The 17,431-nt window shown below is 69.9% G+C and carries 16 protein-coding genes; 7 read left to right on the forward strand and 9 right to left on the reverse strand.

Going from position 1 to position 17,431, the window contains the following annotated elements; translation table 11 throughout:
• Nucleotides 1-114: 114 nt before the first annotated feature.
• Nucleotides 115-933, reverse strand: coding sequence for an SDR family oxidoreductase (locus CNR27_RS01530; RefSeq protein ID WP_096296616.1), 819 nt, complete (start codon nt 931-933; stop codon nt 115-117).
• A 116-nt stretch (nt 934-1,049) separates the two neighbouring features.
• Between CNR27_RS01530 and CNR27_RS01535 the strand changes: the two genes are divergently transcribed.
• Nucleotides 1,050-1,685, forward strand: coding sequence for a hypothetical protein (locus tag CNR27_RS01535; protein WP_157745182.1), 636 nt, complete (start codon nt 1,050-1,052; stop codon nt 1,683-1,685).
• Between the two features lie 24 nt (nt 1,686-1,709).
• Here CNR27_RS01535 and CNR27_RS01540 read toward each other — a convergent pair whose 3' ends face one another.
• On the reverse strand, nt 1,710-2,390 hold the full coding sequence (locus CNR27_RS01540; RefSeq protein ID WP_096296618.1) for a protein kinase family protein: 681 nt from the start codon (nt 2,388-2,390) through the stop codon (nt 1,710-1,712).
• A 96-nt stretch (nt 2,391-2,486) separates the two neighbouring features.
• On the opposite strand from CNR27_RS01540, the gene CNR27_RS01545 reads away from it, so the two are divergent.
• Nucleotides 2,487-4,499: a bifunctional DedA family/phosphatase PAP2 family protein gene (locus CNR27_RS01545; RefSeq protein WP_096296619.1), complete on the forward strand. Its 2,013-nt coding sequence runs from the start codon at nt 2,487-2,489 to the stop codon at nt 4,497-4,499.
• On the opposite strand, the gene CNR27_RS01550 is transcribed toward CNR27_RS01545, so the two are convergent.
• The 3 genes from CNR27_RS01550 to CNR27_RS01560 form a co-directional block, all read right to left on the reverse strand.
• Nucleotides 4,473-5,057 carry an LON peptidase substrate-binding domain-containing protein gene (locus CNR27_RS01550; RefSeq protein WP_096296620.1) on the reverse strand — a complete coding sequence of 195 codons (585 nt, stop codon included), beginning with the start codon at nt 5,055-5,057 and terminating at the stop codon, nt 4,473-4,475. The two genes, CNR27_RS01545 and CNR27_RS01550, sit on opposite strands and share 27 nt — an antisense overlap.
• 31 nt (nt 5,058-5,088) lie before the next feature.
• Nucleotides 5,089-6,444, reverse strand: coding sequence for a UDP-N-acetylmuramate:L-alanyl-gamma-D-glutamyl-meso-diaminopimelate ligase (mpl, locus tag CNR27_RS01555; RefSeq protein ID WP_281253063.1), 1,356 nt, complete (start codon nt 6,442-6,444; stop codon nt 5,089-5,091).
• A gap of 148 nt (nt 6,445-6,592) precedes the next feature.
• Nucleotides 6,593-7,171 carry an adenylate kinase gene (locus CNR27_RS01560; RefSeq protein WP_096296622.1) on the reverse strand — a complete coding sequence of 193 codons (579 nt, stop codon included), beginning with the start codon at nt 7,169-7,171 and terminating at the stop codon, nt 6,593-6,595.
• Between the two features lie 119 nt (nt 7,172-7,290).
• Here CNR27_RS01560 and CNR27_RS01565 point away from each other — a divergent pair, with 119 nt between their 5' ends.
• Both CNR27_RS01565 and mutM read left to right on the forward strand, forming a co-directional pair.
• Nucleotides 7,291-8,547 carry a 6-phosphofructokinase gene (locus tag CNR27_RS01565; RefSeq protein ID WP_096296623.1) on the forward strand — a complete coding sequence of 419 codons (1,257 nt, stop codon included), beginning with the start codon at nt 7,291-7,293 and terminating at the stop codon, nt 8,545-8,547.
• 84 nt (nt 8,548-8,631) lie between these two features.
• Entirely contained in the window at nt 8,632-9,444 is an 813-nt protein-coding gene (mutM, locus tag CNR27_RS01570) for a bifunctional DNA-formamidopyrimidine glycosylase/DNA-(apurinic or apyrimidinic site) lyase (RefSeq protein WP_096296624.1), read from the forward strand.
• A 232-nt stretch (nt 9,445-9,676) separates the two neighbouring features.
• Here mutM and CNR27_RS01575 read toward each other — a convergent pair whose 3' ends face one another.
• Entirely contained in the window at nt 9,677-10,300 is a 624-nt protein-coding gene (locus CNR27_RS01575) for a thymidine kinase (RefSeq protein WP_096296625.1), read from the reverse strand.
• Between the two features lie 26 nt (nt 10,301-10,326).
• Nucleotides 10,327-11,040 (reverse strand): SEL1-like repeat protein, encoded by a 714-nt coding sequence (locus CNR27_RS01580; protein WP_123832670.1) that lies wholly within the window; start codon nt 11,038-11,040, stop codon nt 10,327-10,329.
• A gap of 99 nt (nt 11,041-11,139) precedes the next feature.
• Here CNR27_RS01580 and CNR27_RS01585 point away from each other — a divergent pair, with 99 nt between their 5' ends.
• The gene (locus tag CNR27_RS01585; protein WP_096296627.1) at nt 11,140-13,116 is read left to right on the forward strand and encodes a UvrD-helicase domain-containing protein; all 1,977 of its coding nucleotides are present in this window, start codon (nt 11,140-11,142) and stop codon (nt 13,114-13,116) included.
• A gap of 71 nt (nt 13,117-13,187) precedes the next feature.
• Here the strand turns inward: CNR27_RS01585 and CNR27_RS01590 are convergent, their stop codons facing one another.
• Nucleotides 13,188-13,853 carry a YceH family protein gene (locus CNR27_RS01590; RefSeq protein ID WP_096296628.1) on the reverse strand — a complete coding sequence of 222 codons (666 nt, stop codon included), beginning with the start codon at nt 13,851-13,853 and terminating at the stop codon, nt 13,188-13,190.
• A 112-nt stretch (nt 13,854-13,965) separates the two neighbouring features.
• Here CNR27_RS01590 and CNR27_RS01595 point away from each other — a divergent pair, with 112 nt between their 5' ends.
• Together CNR27_RS01595 and CNR27_RS01600 are read left to right on the forward strand one after the other, a co-directional pair.
• Nucleotides 13,966-14,877, forward strand: a complete 912-nt coding sequence (locus CNR27_RS01595) for a 5'-nucleotidase, lipoprotein e(P4) family (protein ID WP_096296629.1) — start codon at nt 13,966-13,968, stop codon at nt 14,875-14,877.
• 1,157 nt (nt 14,878-16,034) lie between these two features.
• Entirely contained in the window at nt 16,035-16,661 is a 627-nt protein-coding gene (locus CNR27_RS01600; protein ID WP_096296630.1) for a hypothetical protein, read from the forward strand.
• Between the two features lies 1 nt (nt 16,662).
• Here CNR27_RS01600 and CNR27_RS01605 read toward each other — a convergent pair whose 3' ends face one another.
• On the reverse strand, nt 16,663-17,358 hold the full coding sequence (locus tag CNR27_RS01605; protein WP_157745184.1) for a DUF6683 family protein: 696 nt from the start codon (nt 17,356-17,358) through the stop codon (nt 16,663-16,665).
• Nucleotides 17,359-17,431 lie beyond the last annotated feature (73 nt).

Raw genomic sequence — 17,431 nt, forward strand, 5'->3', positions numbered from 1 at the left:
GTCGCCTTCGACCGTGCCGCCGCCGCCCGAAGACGCGGCCCTGGAAAGCCCCGCGTGAGGCCCGGCGCTCCGCCGGCTGGACGCAGGCGCGCCGCCGCAGTGGCCGCCGCGTACTCAGTCCAGGAACAGATCCGGCAGCAGCGGCTGCGTGGGATCGATCGCATACGCATCAAGGTCGGTGATACCGGCCTCGCGCAGCACCTCGTCATCGATCAGGAAGCGGCCGTGGAAGCCGGCGGCCTCGCGCACGAGGATGGCGTGCGCGGCGTCGCCCATGATCGACGGGCTGCGGCCATTGCCGCGCTCCACGCCGGGAATCATGTTCAGGGCGTCGGTGCCGATCAGCGTGCGCGGCCACAGCGCGTTGACGGCGACGCCCTGCGGGCCGAACTCGGCCGCCAGGCCCAGCGTCACGAAGCTCATGCCCATCTTGGCCAGCGTGTAGCCGGTGTGCGGCGCCCACCACTTGGGGTCGAGCGACGGCGGCGGGCACAGGGTGAGGATGTGCGGATTGGGCGCCTGCAACAGATACGGCAGGCAGGCCTGCGCACACAGGAAGCTGCCGCGCGCGTTGACCTGCTGCATGAGATCGAAGCGCTTCATCGGCGTGTCGAGCGTGCCGCGCAGCCAGATCGCGCTGGCATTGTTGACCAGGATGTCGATGCCGCCGAAGGCGTCGACGGTCGCAGCCACTGCGGCGCGTACCTGGTCTTCCTCGCGGATGTCGCACCGCAAGGCCAAGGCGCGGCCGCCTGCGGCCTCGACGCTGCGCGCGGCGCTATGGATGGTGCCGGGCAGTTTTGGATTGGCGACCTCGGACTTGGCGGCGATCGCGACATTCGCGCCGTCGCGCGCGGCGCGCTCGGCAATCGCCAGCCCGATGCCGCGCGAGGCGCCGGTGATGAAGAGGGTCTTGCCGGCGAGTGTCGACATGCGGGCGCTCCTGGATCTGCGGTCGGGTGGGCAGTATGCGCGGCGTGGTGAATGCCAGCGATGGTTCAGTGGGGGGAGCGGAATACTGGGGCTGCCCCGCCTGCCGGAGAACATCGATGGCCCGTCTTGCCTGCGCGTTGCTGCTGTGCGCTTTGACCGCCTGCCAGGCGCCGGCAGTGGTGCCGGAGGCCAGCGGCACCTTCACCACGACGCCCCCGCTCGACGCCGACGCGGTCTGGAGCGGCACGGCCGAAGCGTGCCGCGGGGACCTCGGGCCGGTCGTCGACTGTCTGCGCGCGACCATGGAAGCCACCGGCGCGAGTCCGGAGGCGCTGGCGGCCAGCGCCCGGATGGCGGAAGACGGGGAGGCCGGCTACATCGCCCGCTGGCAGACGATCGATGGCGTCGACGTGGCGACGACCGAGTTCCCGTTCCGCGCGAACACCAACCAGGGCACCTGGCTGATCGACGCTTCGCGCAGGATCTGCGATGTCGATGCGGATCCGTTCGCCGCCGCAGACAGCGACCGCCAGGACATCGCCGACTTCCGCGCGGCCCATCCCGACGCGATGCTGTTCGCGCCTGCGCATCTGGAGGGGACGCAGCCGCTGGACGGCGGCGGGGTGCGCCTGGTGTTCGCCACGCCGATGCGCAGCTGCCATGCCTGCGCGGACGTGGCCACGCTGCGGGTGGGCTACGACTTCGACGACGCGCGCCGGTTCACCGGGCGCCGCGTGATCGACCTGCACTGAGCGCAGCGGCTCAGGGCGCGCCGTTCAAGGTTTGGGCCCCTGCCCCTCGTTGTCTTCCCACTTGAGGATCCTGCGCGTCACCACCCGGTAGACCGGCTTGCCGGTCCGGAACCACAGGTCGCGCAGCCAGGACGTGCGCTTGAGCACGCGCTTCTCCACCGGGGTCAGCGCGGCGCGGCAGTACATGCGCTTGTGCTTGAGCAGATGCCGCAGGTCCTCGCGCGCCAGCAGGCGCATCCAGCGCGAGCGCGGGTGGCCACGTACCGCGAGCTGGAAGTCGATGATCGCCGGGCGGCCGTCGTCGAGCACCAGCCAGTTGGCTTCCTTGGCCAGATCGTTGTGGGCGAGCCCGCGCCGGTGCAGGCCCTGCAGCAGCCGTCGCGCACGCCGGAAATAGATCAGGTCGCCGTGCGGCGGGCGCTGGTACATCGCCGCGCCCGGCATATAGCTGCGATCGAGCCGGCGCCCGTCCCAGGCCAACAGCTGCGGCACGTCGCGCATGCCCGCCACTGCGGCGAGCCCGCGCGCCTCGCGCCGCGCCAGCCACCACGCCGGCAGCCGCAACCACAGCGGCACGTGACGCAGGTCACGCCGCACGAAGCGGGTGCCATCGCTGCCACGCATCAGCGCAATGCGGCCGAAGCTGTCGGCTTTCAGCGCGCTGACCTCGATGGCCTCGTCGGAACGGTCGTGGGTATCGGGCATGCCGCATTGTACGGAGCGCGCGCGGCGTTAACGCCAGCCCCTGCCCGGTCCTGCAGGACGACCCGGCCGCACCATCGGCGCTGCCATAATGCCGCGATGCTGAGCGAGCTCTTCAACAGTCTGGTCGCCTGGGTCGGCGACCATCCGGTCGCCGCCGGCATCGTGATCTTCCTGATCGCGTTCTGCGACGCGGCGATCATCCTGGGCGCCGTGGTGCCGGCCTTGCCGCTGCTGTTTGCGATCGGCGTGCTGATCGGCCTGGGCGAAATTTCCGGTCCCTACGCGGTGGCCTGCGCGGCGATCGGCGCGATGGCCGGCGACGGCGTGAGCTACTGGGTGGGCCGTCGCTGGGGCCATGGTCTGCGGGGCATCTGGCCGTTCCGCAAGTATCCGCAGCTGCTCGACCGCAGCGAAACGGTGTTCCGCCGCAATGCGATCAAGAGCATCCTGGTCGCGCGCTATGTCGGCCCGATCCGACCGTTCGTGCCGGCGATCGCAGGCATTGCCCACATGCCGCTGCGCCAGTATCTGCCAATCAGTGCGGCGGCCTGCCTGTCGTGGTCGGCGCTGTTTCTGGCGCCGGGCTGGATCTTCGGCGCCTCCTACGACGCCGTCGCTGCGGTCGCAGACCGACTGGCGCTGGTGCTGGGCGCGCTGGTCGCGGTGCTCGCGCTGGCCTGGGCGATCGTGATCTACAGCTATCGCTGGTTCGATGCCCACGCCAACAGCCTGCTGACCCGGCTGCTGCTGTGGAGTCGCGCGCATCCGCGCCTGGGCCGCTATGCGGTTTCTCTGGTGGACCCGCGGCGGCCGGAATCGGCCTCGCTGCTGATCCTGGCGGCCTGCCTGCTGGCCATCGGCTGGGCCTGCTTTGCACTCCTGGCCACAGTGATCATGCGTGGCGAGCCACTGGTGATCGACCAGACGGTCTTCCAGTTCATGTACGAACTGCGCAATCCGTTGGCCGACCGGATGATGGCCGCACTCGCCTCGATCGGTGACGTCCACGTGCTCGGCCCGGCCGTCGCGCTGACCCTGGCCTGGCTGATCTGGCGGCGGCGCTGGCTCGGGGCCGCGCACTGGCTGGCAGCGCTCGCCTTCGGCATGGCGCTGACCGCGCTGCTCGGCGCGGTGATCGACATGCCGCGCCCACCGACCGCGCATGGCGGCTTCGGGTTTCCCGCGGTGGAGATCACGATATGCACGATCGTGTTCGGCTTTTTCGCCGTGCTGATCGCGCGCGAGCTGCCCGGCCGGACGCGGGTCTGGCCCTATCTCGTCTCCGGCGTCGTGGTCGCGGTACTCGGCTTTGCGCGCCTGTATCTGGGCGCGCACTGGCTCAGCGACATCGTCGGCGGCATGCTGCTGGGCGTCGTCTGGCTGCTTATCCTGGGCATCGCCTACCGTCGCCACGTCGAGCGCAGCTTCTGGATGCGCCCGGTGGCGCTGATCTTCTATCTCACCTTCGCCCTCGCGGCGCTCTGGCATGCGCCGCGCGCAGTCGATCCGCTGCTGGCGAAGTTCGCGTCGCAGCCGCCGATGTTGACGCTGGACGCGGACGCATGGTGGGAACGCGACTGGCGCGCCCTGCCGGGCCAACTGCGCGAACGCGACCCGGCCCATCGTTGGCCGCTCGATGTGCAGATCGCCGGACCTCTGGCGCCCCTGCAGGCGCGCCTCGAAGCCCACGGCTGGGAGGTCCAGCCGCAGGCCGGCTGGATGCGCGTGCTCTCCCTGCTCGACGACGACATCACCCCGGCCCAGCAGCCGGTGCTGCCGGCTACGCTGGACACCGTGGCCGAAACCCTGCTGATGCGACGCACGACCGATGACGGCCAGACCGAGGTATTGCGACTGTGGCGCGCCCCGGCGCAGCTCGACGATGGCGCCGAGCTGTGGGTCGGTAGCAGCCAGGCGATGCGCTATACCCGCCCCTTCGGCGCGTTCGGTCTGTGGCAGCCGCAGCCCGACACCCAGAGCGTGCACCGCGGCCTGCGCGAGGTGCTCGACGACTTCCCGAGTCGCGAGGAAGTGCATCCGCAGTCGGGCATCCCGACGCTGCGGCTGCGCACCGACGGCGGCTCAGTCGTCGTCGACCAGGCGCAATAGGGTTTCCAGCCGCACGTCGGGATCGTCCTGCTGCAGCAGCAGCTGACGTTTCGGCTGCTCCAGCGGCAACAGCTCGGCCAGGCGCCAGCCGACCCAGGCCGCGTCGTCGAAATGCGGCTCCGGAAAGGCCTGGCCGGCGCCGTCGATGTGCTCGAGGATCTTGCGCAGCACCAGGCCCAGCACCGCGTGCTCGGGTTGCAGGTCGATCGTGGGATCGGGCGCGCACCAGTCGACATCGGCCACCACCAGCCCGCTGTCGCGCACGCGCGTGCGCCGCACGTGGAAGCGGCGCCCGCCACGCACGCGCAGCGTGAGCAGGCCATCGGCGCCCATGTCGAAATCCTCGATCAGCGCCTCGGTGCCGATGCCGGCGGGGGTCGCGGGCGTGCCCACTTCGTCGCCCTCGAGGATCAGGCAGATGCCGAAACCGGTGCCGCGGCGCCCGCATTCGCGGACCAGATCGAGGTAGCGCGGCTCGAACACGCGCAGGGCCAGCGCGGCGCCGGGCACGAGCACGGTACGCAGCGGGAACAGCGGCAACGAGGTGTCATCAGCCATGCGCGCAGTCTAGGCGGGCGGGCGTGTGCGCTCAGTCGCGCAGACTGGCGGAAAACCGCTGCGGCGCCCCGTCGAAACCGCCGTTCGACATGAACACCACGTGGTCACCGCGGCGCACCCGCGCGCCGAGCTCGGCGAGCAGCGTATCGACGTCGGGCACTGCCAGGGCCTCGGCGCGGACTGCGGCGACCACCGCGCCGGCGTCCCATGCGAGCTCGGGCCGGTGCAGGAACAGCACGTCGTCCGCAAGGTCCAGGGACGGCGCCAGCGCCTGCGCATGCGCGCCCAGCCGCATCGAATTGCTGCGTGGCTCCATCGCCACGACGATGCGCGCCCCGCCGACCCTGGCCCGCAGCCCCGCCAGCGTCGTTGCGATCGCTGTCGGGTGGTGGGCGAAATCGTCGTAGACCGTGATGCCGCCGGCGCTGCCGAGCACTTCGAGCCGGCGCTTGACGCTGCGGAAGCCGCCCAGCGCGGGCAGCACCGTCGCCACCTCGACGCCGACCGCGGCGCAGGCGGCCAGCGCCGCCAGCGCGTTGAGCACGTTGTGATCACCCAGCAACGGCCATTCGACGGTGCCGAGCTCGACCCCGTCGCGCAGCACGGTGAAGGCGCTGCCGTCGTCGGCGCGCTTGACCGCACACCAAGCGAAGGCCGGGTCGAAACCGAAGCGCTCGACCGGCGTCCAGCAGCCCATCGCGAGCACTTCGTCGAGGCGCGGCTCGTGGCCGTTGACGATCAGGCGGCCGCGGCCCGGCACGGTGCGGACCAGGTGATGGAACTGGCGCTGGATGGCGGCGACGTCGGGAAAGATGTCGGCGTGGTCGTATTCGAGGTTGTTGAGGATCGCGACCAGCGGCCGGTAGTGCACGAACTTGCTGCGCTTGTCGAAGAACGCGGTGTCGTACTCGTCGGCCTCCACCACGAACTCGCGCCCGCCGCCGATGCGTGCCGATACGCCGAAGTCCTCGGCGAGCCCGCCGATCAGGAAACCGGGCGCGCGCTGCGCGGCTTCCAGCAGGAAGGCGAGGATGGTGCTGGTCGTGGTCTTGCCATGCGTCCCGGCGACCGCGAGCACGTCGCGTCCGGGCAGCACATGGTCGCGCAGCCATTCCGCGCCGGAGGTGTAGGCACGCCCGCTGTCGAGCACGGCCTCGACCGCGGGGTTGCCGCGCGAGAGTGCGTTGCCGATGACGACCTGGTCCGCATCGCCGATGTGCGCGGCCTCGTAGCCCTGATGCAGCGTGATACCCAGCCGCTCGAGCTGCGTGGACATGGGCGGGTACACCGCCTGGTCACTGCCTTCGACCGCATGGCCGAGTTCGCGTGCGAGCGCGGCGACGCCGCCCATGAAAGTGCCCGCGATGCCCAGAATATGAAGTTTCAAGAGCCGTTTCCTGGACGATCAGAAGGACGTTCGTAGACCCGGGCGTGGATCGCGCCCGCGTCCCTCTCAACTGGGACAGGGAAGTGGCGAGGGGTACGGGTCGACCCGTCTGTGGTCGGTGCCGGCCCCGCGCCGCTGCAACCGGGGATCAGGCCGATGGCTGCTCGCGACCGATCGCCTTGACGATGCGCGCGAACACCTCGTCGAGCGAGCCGACGCCATCGACGACCGTCAGCTGGCCGTGGTCGCGATAGAAGGCGATCACCGGCGCGGTCTGCTGGTCGTAGATGTTGAGCCGGTGACGCACCGATTCCGGGCTGTCGTCGGCGCGGCCTTCGGCCTGCGCACGGCCGGCGAGGCGTTCGATGATCTGTTCGTTGTCCACTTCCAGCTGAACGGCGGCGTCGAACGGCGCGCCGAGTTTCTCCAGCAGCGCATCGAGCGCGGCCGCCTGGGCCAGGTTGCGCGGATAGCCGTCGAGGATGAAGCCGGCCCTGGTGTCCTCGCGCGAGAAGCGGTCTTCCAGCATGCCCAGCAGGATCGCGTCGGACACCAGGTCGCCGCGGGCCATGATCGCCTTGGCTTCGAGTCCGAGCGGCGTGCCTGCGGCCACTTCGGCGCGCAGCAGATCGCCGGTGGAGATGTGCGGCACCTGCAGATGGTCCTTCAACCGTGCCGCCTGCGTGCCTTTGCCCGAGCCGGGTGCACCAAGAAGAACCAAACGCATCGAACGCTCCTGCAAGTGTGGGAAACCGCGCCAGGACGCCGACGTACACTCGGTGGCGCTGCGGCGACAGCCGCGCCAGCTTACCGTATCCGCCCACGGCCCACTGAAGGACACGCGTCATGGCTTCCGGCACCCTGCTCTACGCCCAGTCGGGCGGCGTCACCGCGGTCATCAATGCCACCGCCTCGGCGGTCCTCCAGGAAGCGCGCAGCAGCCGGGTCAAGGTGCTCGCCGCGCGCAACGGCATTCTCGGCGCGCTGCGCGAGGATCTGGTGGATGCCTCGAGGATTCCGCTGGCGCAGGTGCGCGCGCTCGCACATACGCCCGGCGGCGCCTTCGGCTCGTGCCGCTACAAGCTCGGTTCGATCGAGGCCGACCGCGCGAAGTACGAACGGCTGATCGAGGTGCTGCGCGCGCACGACGTGCGCTGGTTCCTCTACAACGGCGGCAACGATTCGGCCGACACCGCCCTCAAGGTCTCCCGGCTCGCGGCCGAATTCGACTACCCGCTGACCTGCATCGGCGTACCCAAGACCATCGACAACGACCTGGCGGTCACCGATTGCTGCCCGGGGTTCGGATCGGCGGCGAAGTACACCGCGGTGTCGGTACGCGAAGCGGCGCTGGATGTCGCGGCGATGGCCGACACCTCCACCAAGGTGTTCGTCTACGAGGCCATGGGCCGGCACGCGGGTTGGCTGGCCGCGGCCGCGGGTCTGGCCGGGCAGGGTCCCGACGACGCGCCGCAGATCATCCTGTTTCCCGAGCGGGCGTTCGATGAGGCCGCGTTTCTCGCGAGGGTCCAGCGTGTGGTCGAGCGCGTGGGCTGGTGCGTCGTGGTCGCCAGTGAAGGCATCCGCGACGCCGACGGGCGCTTCGTCGCCGATGCCGGCGGCGGCCAGGATGCCTTCGGCCACACCCAGCTCGGCGGAGTGGCCTCCCGGCTCGCCGGCCGGGTCAAGGATGCGCTGGGTTACAAAGTGCACTGGACCCTGCCCGACTACCTGCAGCGCTCGGCGCGGCATGTCGCATCGAAGACCGACCTCGAGCAGGCGATGGCCGTCGGACGCGCCGCCGTGCAGTTCGCGCTTGCCGGGCGGAATGCGACGATGCCGGCGATCCGTCGCACATCCGATGCGCCGTACCGCTGGACGGTCGAGGCGGTGGCGCTCGACAAGGTGGCCAACCATGAGAAGACCATGCCGGCGGGCTTCATCCGCCGCGATGGCTACGGGATCACGGCCGCGGCGCGCCGCTACCTGGAACCCCTGATCCGCGGCGAGGCGCCGCCGCCCTACGGTCGCGACGGCCTGCCGAAATACGTCGTGGTCGATGCGCCGGCGGTGCGGGGCAAGCTCCCCGCCTGGCCGGGCTGAACCGGCCGCGGGGTTCAGCGTCCAGGCATTGAATCCGCGCCGACGTGCCCGATACAGCGGAGCTCCCTGCAAGCTGCCGGCCCGATGCCCGAACTGCCCGAAGTCGAAACCACCCGCGCCGGCCTGGCGCCGCACGTGCTGGGCCGGCGGATCACCGGGGTCGTGCTGCGTCGCCCGGACCTGCGCTGGCCGATTCCGGACGAAGTCGGTGCGATGTTGCCCGGCCGGCGCATCGAAGCGATCCGGCGCCGCGCCAAGTATCTGCTGCTCGACACCGACGCCGGCAGCGCCCTGCTGCACCTGGGCATGTCCGGCAGCCTGCGCGTGCTCGGACCCGACGTCCCGGTGCGCGCGCACGATCATGTCGACCTGAGTCTGGACTCCGGCCAGGTGCTGCGGTTCAACGACCCTCGCCGCTTCGGCTGCCTCCTGTGGCAGCCGGCGGGCGAGACCCACCCGCTGCTGCGCGATCTGGGGCCCGAACCGCTGGACGACAGCTTCGACGGTGACCATCTGTTCCTCGCCAGCCGCGGCCGCCGCGCGCCGGTCAAGACCTTCCTGATGGACCAGCGCATCGTGGTCGGTGTGGGCAACATCTACGCGGCCGAAGCGCTGTTCGCCGCCGGCATCTCCCCGCTGCGCGAAGCCGGGCGCATCTCGCGCGAGCGCTACGCCCGGCTCGCTGCGGAAGTGAAGCGCATCCTCGCCCATGCGATCGGCCGCGGCGGCACGACCCTGCGAGATTTCATCAGCCCCGACGGCGCCCCCGGATATTTCGAACAGGAGCTCACCGCGTATGGCCGCGGTGGCCAGCCCTGCCCGAACTGCGGCACGCCGCTGCGCAGTGCGCTGGTGGGGCAGCGCGCGACGGTCTGGTGTCCGCGCTGCCAGCGCTGACCGGCTCCGGACACGTCATCCCGGCGAAGCCACGGCGCGCGCGGGCAGGCCGGTGCCGGGCGCCGCGGCTGTCGAACATGATGCGTTCAGGGCCGGCCTGCCGTCCAAGGCATCGCGGCCTACCCAGAGGCGTCGGGACAGCGCTGCGGCTTCGCGCCAAAGACCAGACATCGCGATCCCGTAGCTATCGATTGCTGCGCGCCCGAGGCGTCGCCGCCGCTCTGGCAGTGCCTCAGTCCAGCGGCAACGACGGCTGCAACGGCTCGATGCGCCCTTCCCCCCGCACGATGCGCTTGAACTCCGCGCGGGTGACGGACACATAGCGCTCGTTGCCGCCGATCTCCACCTGCGGCCCGTCCTGCAGCGCGTAGCCGTGATCATCGACGCGCACGGTCATCGTGGCCTTCTTGCCGGTATGGCAGATGGTCTTGATCTCGCTGAGCTCATCGGCCAGAGCCAGCAGGTGCTGGCTGCCTTCGAACAGTTCGCCGCGGAAATCGGTGCGCAGGCCATAGCACAGCACCGGGATCCGCAGTGAATCGACCACCTCCGACAGCTGCCACACCTGCGCGCGGGTGAGGAACTGGGCCTCGTCGACGAGCACGCAATGCAGACTGCCTTCACCGTCCACCTGGCTGCGCACGCAGGCGAGCAGATCGTCGCTCCGGGCGAAGGCCGTCGCGTCGGCGGACAGGCCGATCCGCGAGGCGACACGCCCGACGCCTGCGCGATGATCCAGGCGCGGGGTCAGGATCGCCACGCGCATCCCCCGCTCGCGGTAGTTGTGCGCGCTCTGCAGCAGCGTGGTGGTCTTTCCGGCGTTCATCGCCGAGTAGTAGAAGTACAGCTTGGCCATGGGGCCATTCTAATCCCCACCTGCTTTCACTCCTGCGGCGGCGCGTCCTTCATCTGCTCGAGATCGCCTATCTCGACGCTGCCGGCGCGCGGCGTCTGCCAGGTCGCATCGTGCCAGGCCTGGTAGGCCTCGGGATCCCAGAACTTTTCCGCGTAGTACTCGGTGCCGTGGATGAGATGTTCATCCCCGTCAGGCCCGACCAGGCTTATCCACAGTGCGCCGGACCTGGAGCCGGTGCGGCTTCCGGTCATGCGCGCGCGTTCGCGTCTGAGCACCTGCGCAATACGGGGTTTCGCAGCAGGATCGCCGTATTCGGCGTACACGCTTTGCCCGCGTTCGAGTGCCGACTGCCGCTCTGCCGGCTCGAGCTGGTGCCAGTACAGCTCACGGAGCGATACGAAGCCTTCATAGCCGCGCTCGGCCGCGATATCCATCCAGACGTATGCGAGCGCGCGGTCCGCCGGCCGCCCTTGGCCGTTCCACAACAGCTCCGCGATCATGACCTGCGACGGCTTGTCGGCGTAACGCGCGGCACGGACAAACCAGCGCATGGCTTCCTTGTGGTCTCCCCGTTTGAAGGCCTGCCAGCCCCGGCCTCGATAGAGAAGGTCGGGGTGCGCGGCCAGGAAGCCGGCTGAACCCGTGAGCATTTGTTCGCGATGTTCAGATTTGCCGGACTGCGCCGACGCGACCGACGTGAGCAAGACGCTCAACAGCAGCCCTGACAGGATTCGTCTCATTTCTTGGCCTCTCCCTGGCTCGAACCCGCATTCTGACCGCTGCTGCGGGTTTCTCAAGTGTCCACGCTAAACTGCGCGTCGTTGTTTCGCCTGATTCGGATGCACGGTCTCAACCCCCAACAAGCTGCGGCCCTCGGCCATGTCGAAGGTCCGTTGCTGGTGCTCGCCGGCGCCGGCAGCGGCAAGACGCGCGTGATCGTCGAGAAGATCGCGCACCTGATCCAGTCCGGGCGGTATCCGGCCAAGCGGATCGCGGCGATCACGTTCACCAACAAGTCGGCCAAGGAGATGCGCGAGCGCATCGCCAAGCGGATCCGTGGCGATGCCGCCGAAGGGCTGACGATCTGCACCTTCCACGCGCTCGGCCTGAAGATGCTGCAGATCGACCACGCCAAGCTCGGGCTGCGTCGGGGCTTCTCGATCTTCGATGCCGACGACAGCGCCTCGCAGATCAAGGACCTGCTGCCGGGCGTCAAGCCCGACGTGGTCCAGCTGATGCAGGGCCTGGTGTCGAAAGCCAAGAACGCCGGCCTGTCGCCCGAGCAGGCCCATGCGGTGTCGGTCAGCGCGCGCGAGTTCGAGGCGGCGGCGCTGTATGCGCGCTACCAGGAGCGTTTGACTGCGTTCAACGCGGTGGATTTCGACGACCTGATCCGCCTGCCGGTACAGCTGCTCGAATCCGACGAGGACGCGCGCGATGCGTGGCGCGAACGCATCGGCTATCTGCTGGTGGACGAGTGCCAGGACACCAACGATGCGCAGTACCGCCTGCTCAAGGCGATTGCCGGCCCCAAGGGCAACTTCACCTGCGTGGGCGACGACGACCAGAGCATCTATGCCTGGCGCGGCGCGAATCCGGAGAACCTCTCGGCGCTGGCAGACGACTATCCGGACCTGCGCATCGTCAAGCTCGAGCAGAACTACCGTTGCAGCAACCGCGTGCTGCGCGCGGCGAATGCGCTGATCGCCAACAACCCGCACGAGCACCCCAAGACCCTGTGGAGCGCGCAGGCCGATGGCGAGCGCATCCGCATCTGGGAGTGCCGCGACAGCGCCCACGAGGCGGAGAAGGTCGCCGGCGAGATCCATTTCCTGCAGTCGGCGCGCAAGGTGGAATGGAGCGAGTTCTGCATCCTGTTCCGCAGCAACCATCTCTCGCGCCCGCTGGAGAAAGCGCTGCAGCTGCTGCGCGTGCCCTACCACCTCAGTGGCGGCACCGCGTTCCTGGATCGCGGAGAGGTCAAGGACGCCATGTCCTGGCTGCGGATGCTGTCGAACCCGGACGACGACTCGGCCTTCCTGCGCGCGGTGCAGTCGCCGGCCCGCGGCGTCGGCCAGACCTCGCTCGCCCGGCTTGCCGAGCTGGCGCGCACCGCCGACATGCCGATGTCACGCGCGATCGAATCGATGGGCCTGCTCAAGCAGCTGCCGCCGCGGGCGGCAAATGCGCTCAGCGAGTTCGCCGACATCCTGCGCGGACTGCGCGAGGATGCGCGCCGGCTGCCGCCGGGCGACCTGGTGCGCCAGCTCAACGAGCGCTCGGGCCTGATCGCGATGCTGCAGGCGCAGTGCAAATCCGAGGACCTGTTCCGGATCCGCCGCGGCAACCTGGACGAACTGGCCGACTGGTTCGAAGGCGCCCGGGGAGCCGGACCCGGCGAACTCGCCTCGCAACTCGCCCTGCTCACGCATGCCGACAAGGGCGATGCGGGCAACCAGGTGCGGCTGATGAGCATGCACGCGGCCAAGGGCCTGGAATTCCGCTACGTCTTCATCATCGGCATGGACGACAACACCCTGCCGCACGAGTCGAGTATCGACGAGGGCCGCATCGACGAGGAACGACGCCTGCTCTACGTGGGCATCACCCGGGCCAAGGAACAGCTGTGGCTGAGCTATCCGCGCGAAACCCAGCGCTGGGGCCAGAAGCTGCGACTGACCCCGAGCCGCTTCTTCGAGGAGCTGCCGGCGGCGGAGATCCAGCGCGACGGCGCCGATCCGGTGGCCGACGCGGCGCGCAAGCGCGAACGTGCGGACCACGGATTCGCGGCGATCAAGGCGCTGCTGGAAAGCTGAGAGGGCCAGCCGGGCAGCCGGCAGCAGGCAAGGAAACCGGCAACCATCGGGCCTTGGCGGCCCTTGCAGGATCAGGCCGGCAGGCGTGCAGCCAACGCGTCCAGCGCTTCGCGCAGGGCGGTGACTTCCGCCTCCAATGCCTCCACGCGGGCGGCCAGCGCGGGTTCGGTCGCGGAGCCCCCCGACTGGACGCCTGCCGCGGCGGCCGCTTCGACATCCACCGGCCCGCACAGCAGGTGTGCATACCGGTCTTCGCGGCGACCGGCCGACCGCGGGATCCGGACCGCCAGACCCTTGCCGACCAGTCGCTCGAGGTGATGCCGCGCATCCTCGGCATCTGCGAAGGCGTGCAGTCGCTCGCCGCGCGACACCAGTTCGCCCACGGTCTGCACGCCGCGCAGCATCAGCAATGCCAGCAGCACCACCTGCGGCTGCGGGATGTCGAGCGCGGTGCCGAGCACATGCTCATGCCGCTCGGCGCGCGAGGAGAACGACTGCCGGGCGAACCGGTGGCCTTCCAGCTGCCGCAGGGCATGCTGGACATCGCCGAACGAGACCGACATCACCGGCTCGCGCGCGGTCTTCTGGTTGGCCGCGCTCTGGGCGGCATTGACCGTAAGTGGATAGACATCCGGCGTGGTCGCCTGCTTCTCCACCAGGCAGCCGAGCACCCTGGCCTCGATCGCCGACAGCCGGGGCCAGCGGTCCTGGGGCGGTGCGTGTATCTGCGTTTCCATCACATCGTCGGTCTTTCGAAGGGGCCTCAGGATGCCGGCGCTGCGCCCGGCTGTCATGTTCGGCGCGAGCACGCCCGGTAAACTGACGCATTCACACGAAGTTGGACCCGCCATGCGACTGCCCAAACCCGCCCTGCTCGCGAGCGCCTTGCTGCTCTCCGCCTGCACGCCGAGCGCGCCCGCCGACACCAAGGGCGCGCCGCCGTCGGCTGCACCGGCAGCGGCCCAGTCCCCCGCAGCGACGGCGCCCAGCGACAACCTCAATGCGGTGCTGTGGATCCAGCGCTCGGAGGAATACCGCGCCAACAGCCTGTCGATCTTCCGCGCCGCCGCCGATCATCTCGACGCCGCGCTTGCCGAGAAGAACTGGGACGCACTTGTGCCCGAAGAGCGCGAGCTGATCGGTACGGCCACCGCGCTGCCGCCGGCCGTGATCATGGACATCGACGAGACCGTGCTCGACAACTCGCCCTATCAGGCGCGTCTGATCCAGAACGGCCTGGAATACAACGACATCACCTGGGCGCAATGGGTCGCCGAGAAGAAGGCCAAGCCGGTGCCGGGCGTGCTCGACTTCGCCAGGGCCGCAGAGGCCAAGGGCGTGACCATCCTGTATCTGTCCAACCGCGCCCAGCATCTGCAGCAGGCCACGCTTGCGAACCTGCGTGCCGAAGGCCTGCCGGTGAAGGACGAGAGTGTGTTCCTGGGCCTGGGCACCGTCGTCGAAGGCTGCGAGCAGCACGGGACCGAGAAGACCTGCCGCCGCCGTCTGGCCGGACGCGACTACCGCGTGCTGATGCAGTTCGGCGACCAGCTGGGCGATTTCGTCGACATCCTCTCCAACACCCCGGAAGCCCGGACCGCGCTGCTGGACGAATACGGTGACTGGTTCGGCGAACGCTGGTGGATGCTGGCCAATCCCAGCTACGGCGGATGGGAACCGGCGCAGTTCAACAACGCGTGGAACCAGCCGGCGGGTGCACGGCGGGAAGCCAAGCGCGCGGCCCTGGACCTGGCGCGCTGAGTTCGTTGAGGCCGGCCGGCTGACGCCTGGCCGGTTGCTCCCGGCCGGGCGTCCAGACGACACCTGCGCCACCGGTCGGTTGCCTGCCACGATGCGACCGGGGTCGCAGAACGGCGCAATCTAGGGTTGACCCCAGAGTGTGCAGATCGGGCACGGCCCCTACCTTCGGGTAGGCCGCAAGAGCGGCAAGCGTGTTTCCGCCTGCCATCCTGCCCCCGGAGGCAAAGGTGTCTCCTCCCCAGCTCCCGGGCCTGTCCGGCCTGCCCCGGCTACCTCCGCTTCCGGGCCTCGGGCTCGGCCGTGGCGGGCCATCCGGCCTGGGCAATGCGTTGAGCCAGCACTTCGGGAGCTTCATGCAGGGGGCCCCGGGCCGCATGCTGCCGGACATCTTTCCCGGCACCCGTGCCGGCGGAACTCCCGCCGCCGCCGCGAATACGCCGGGCGCCCCCGCGCCCACGTCTGCGGCATCGAGCCCCGGCCTTCCGAGCCTTCAGCTGCCCGGCGGCGTGACGATCGCGCCCCCGCCGGGCCCGCCCGCCCATGCGCCCGCAGCCGCGGCGTCGTCCGCGCCGACCGCTGGCCATCCCGGAAATCCGGGACTCTCCGGCCCGGGCCCCGGGCTGACGGGGGCAGCCGGGAATCTCCTCGGCGGGGTCGCGGGCACCCTGCGTCATCTGCTGGGGGCACCAGCGCCCCAAACCGGTCCGGCTTCGCCGTCCGACAACCAGACCGGCGCGCTTTCTGGACGCGGAGCCGGCCCGGGCACGGCGCCAGCAACTTCCAACGCGCCAAGCGCTCCATCAGGCCCCGGCGGGCTGCCAGCGCAGGCCGCGGCCACCGCGGCGAATGCAGTCCGTTCGCTGGCCAACGCGCTGCCCGCGGCCTCGCCTGCGCCTGCGCAGGGGGCGGCTGCGCCCGTTTCCACGCCGTCGAGCCAGTCCCCGGCGCCCCTGGCGCAGGCCACCTCCCAGCCGATGCAGGCACCGCTCGCCGCGGCGTCCCAGCCAGCACCGACCACGCCCGCATCCATACAGGCGCCTGCTGCGGGCCCACAGGCTGCTCCGTCAGCCCAGACGAATACAGGCGCGCCGCCATCGCAAGCGGCAACCACGGCGCCTCTGCCCGCCCAGGCACAGCCTGCGCGTGCGGATGCCCCGATGGCTGCCGCCAGCGACCGCCCGGCGACTGCGCCGCCGGCGCAGGCCCCGGTCCAGGCCAACCCGGCAGCGCTCGCCCAGGGCGCCTCCCTGCTTGCCGCCGTTCCGCTGGCGGCGACCGTGGCCCAGGCACCGGTCGTGCAACAGCTCGCCGGCAATCCCCAGGCCCAGGCGCCGGGGAATCCCGTCGCGGGGGCCGCCGCGCTGGATGCAGGCGGCGCGGCGCGCGTGGAACTCACCGGCGCCGGAACCTTCACCGCCGAGGGCCCCGGACTGCGGCGGCGCGAGCGCATGAAAGCCGGCGCGCACGTTCTGGGGCAGTGGATGCTGGCCGCAGCCCAGGGTCGCCTGCACCTGGTGCGCCCCTTCGATGCGGATACGCCAAGGGAAGTGGCCAAGGCATTCCAGTGGCTGTTCTGGGTCCTCGCGATCGTGGCCTATGGGTGCCTCGGCCTGGTGCTCGTCAGTTTCCTGCTGAGCTTGGGCGAGTTGCCGTCGGCCCCGGTCATGCGCCGCTGGACCGGGGAATTCGCGTTGTCCGGCCTGTTCGCCGCTGTCGGAGCCTGGTGGCTCGGCAGGCAGCTCACCCGCGCGCAACGCCCGCGTCCCGACCCGATCCGCCGCTGACTCAGCGCGCGACGAGCCCGCCGTCGCCAAGAGCAAGACGCTGCAGGTCCACACCGTTGCCCAGCAGGCCCTGCCGCACGTTCGCCGACAGGGCATCAAGCGCCTGACGATCACCGCTGCGCTTCAGCGACTGGTAGGTCAGCGCCGACACCATCGTCAGATACGCCGTCCGCTCGGCCTGCGCCTGTTTGTCGGCATTGGTCATCGCGGCGATTTCCGGCACGGCAGCGAGCGGACCGATCAGCTGCCGACGCACCGCACGCTGGCCTGCCGGCGACTGCCGTGAATCGCGATCGTTGGCGACCTCCCACGAGATCAGCAGGTGCGCAGCCAGGACATCGCTAAGGTTCGTGGGGTCGTATCCATAGCGACGCAGGATCCTGTCGAATTCACGCAGCATCTTGCCCGAGCCGATGACCTTCTCCAGATCCGCGACCTGCTGCGGGTTGCGGCCGAAGGCGCGGATCGTCTCCTGCTGCACGCGGGCGCTGACCGCAGGGTCGCGTCGGAACGACAGCGCCTCCACCGCCCGCGCATCGACCTGGGTCGGTGCGGACCGGCTGGTGGCCTGCTGCAGAGCGCGTCGGACACTGGCATCGCCGTCGGCGGCGGTGGCCGACGTCGCCACCGCGCACAGCAGTACGAACGCCCAGGCCATCCAGCTGTAACGGGCTTTCGCAAGAGGCCTCTCGGTCATGGGAAATCCTGTGATCTGAAAACGCATATTGGTTTTCACGCCCCGCGTCCCGAATGGAGCCTGCGAGACACGT

Source organism: Luteimonas chenhongjianii (assembly GCF_002327105.1).
GTDB classification, from domain to species: domain Bacteria; phylum Pseudomonadota; class Gammaproteobacteria; order Xanthomonadales; family Xanthomonadaceae; genus Luteimonas; species Luteimonas chenhongjianii.

What these genes read in the sequence shown, in the direction of transcription:
- CNR27_RS01530 (WP_096296616.1), bottom strand. Translation starts at nt 933, where the DNA reads ATGTCGACACTCGCCGGCAAGACCCTCTTCATCACCGGCGCCTCGCGC.
- CNR27_RS01535 (WP_157745182.1), top strand. Translation starts at nt 1,050, where the DNA reads ATGGCCCGTCTTGCCTGCGCGTTGCTGCTGTGCGCTTTGACCGCCTGC.
- CNR27_RS01540 (WP_096296618.1), bottom strand. Translation starts at nt 2,390, where the DNA reads ATGCCCGATACCCACGACCGTTCCGACGAGGCCATCGAGGTCAGCGCG.
- CNR27_RS01545 (WP_096296619.1), top strand. Translation starts at nt 2,487, where the DNA reads ATGCTGAGCGAGCTCTTCAACAGTCTGGTCGCCTGGGTCGGCGACCAT.
- CNR27_RS01550 (WP_096296620.1), bottom strand. Translation starts at nt 5,057, where the DNA reads ATGGCTGATGACACCTCGTTGCCGCTGTTCCCGCTGCGTACCGTGCTC.
- CNR27_RS01560 (WP_096296622.1), bottom strand. Translation starts at nt 7,171, where the DNA reads ATGCGTTTGGTTCTTCTTGGTGCACCCGGCTCGGGCAAAGGCACGCAG.
- CNR27_RS01565 (WP_096296623.1), top strand. Translation starts at nt 7,291, where the DNA reads ATGGCTTCCGGCACCCTGCTCTACGCCCAGTCGGGCGGCGTCACCGCG.
- mutM (WP_096296624.1), top strand. Translation starts at nt 8,632, where the DNA reads ATGCCCGAACTGCCCGAAGTCGAAACCACCCGCGCCGGCCTGGCGCCG.
- CNR27_RS01575 (WP_096296625.1), bottom strand. Translation starts at nt 10,300, where the DNA reads ATGGCCAAGCTGTACTTCTACTACTCGGCGATGAACGCCGGAAAGACC.
- CNR27_RS01580 (WP_123832670.1), bottom strand. Translation starts at nt 11,040, where the DNA reads ATGAGACGAATCCTGTCAGGGCTGCTGTTGAGCGTCTTGCTCACGTCG.
- CNR27_RS01585 (WP_096296627.1), top strand. Translation starts at nt 11,140, where the DNA reads ATGCACGGTCTCAACCCCCAACAAGCTGCGGCCCTCGGCCATGTCGAA.
- CNR27_RS01590 (WP_096296628.1), bottom strand. Translation starts at nt 13,853, where the DNA reads ATGGAAACGCAGATACACGCACCGCCCCAGGACCGCTGGCCCCGGCTG.
- CNR27_RS01595 (WP_096296629.1), top strand. Translation starts at nt 13,966, where the DNA reads ATGCGACTGCCCAAACCCGCCCTGCTCGCGAGCGCCTTGCTGCTCTCC.
- CNR27_RS01600 (WP_096296630.1), top strand. Translation starts at nt 16,035, where the DNA reads ATGGCTGCCGCCAGCGACCGCCCGGCGACTGCGCCGCCGGCGCAGGCC.
- CNR27_RS01605 (WP_157745184.1), bottom strand. Translation starts at nt 17,358, where the DNA reads ATGACCGAGAGGCCTCTTGCGAAAGCCCGTTACAGCTGGATGGCCTGG.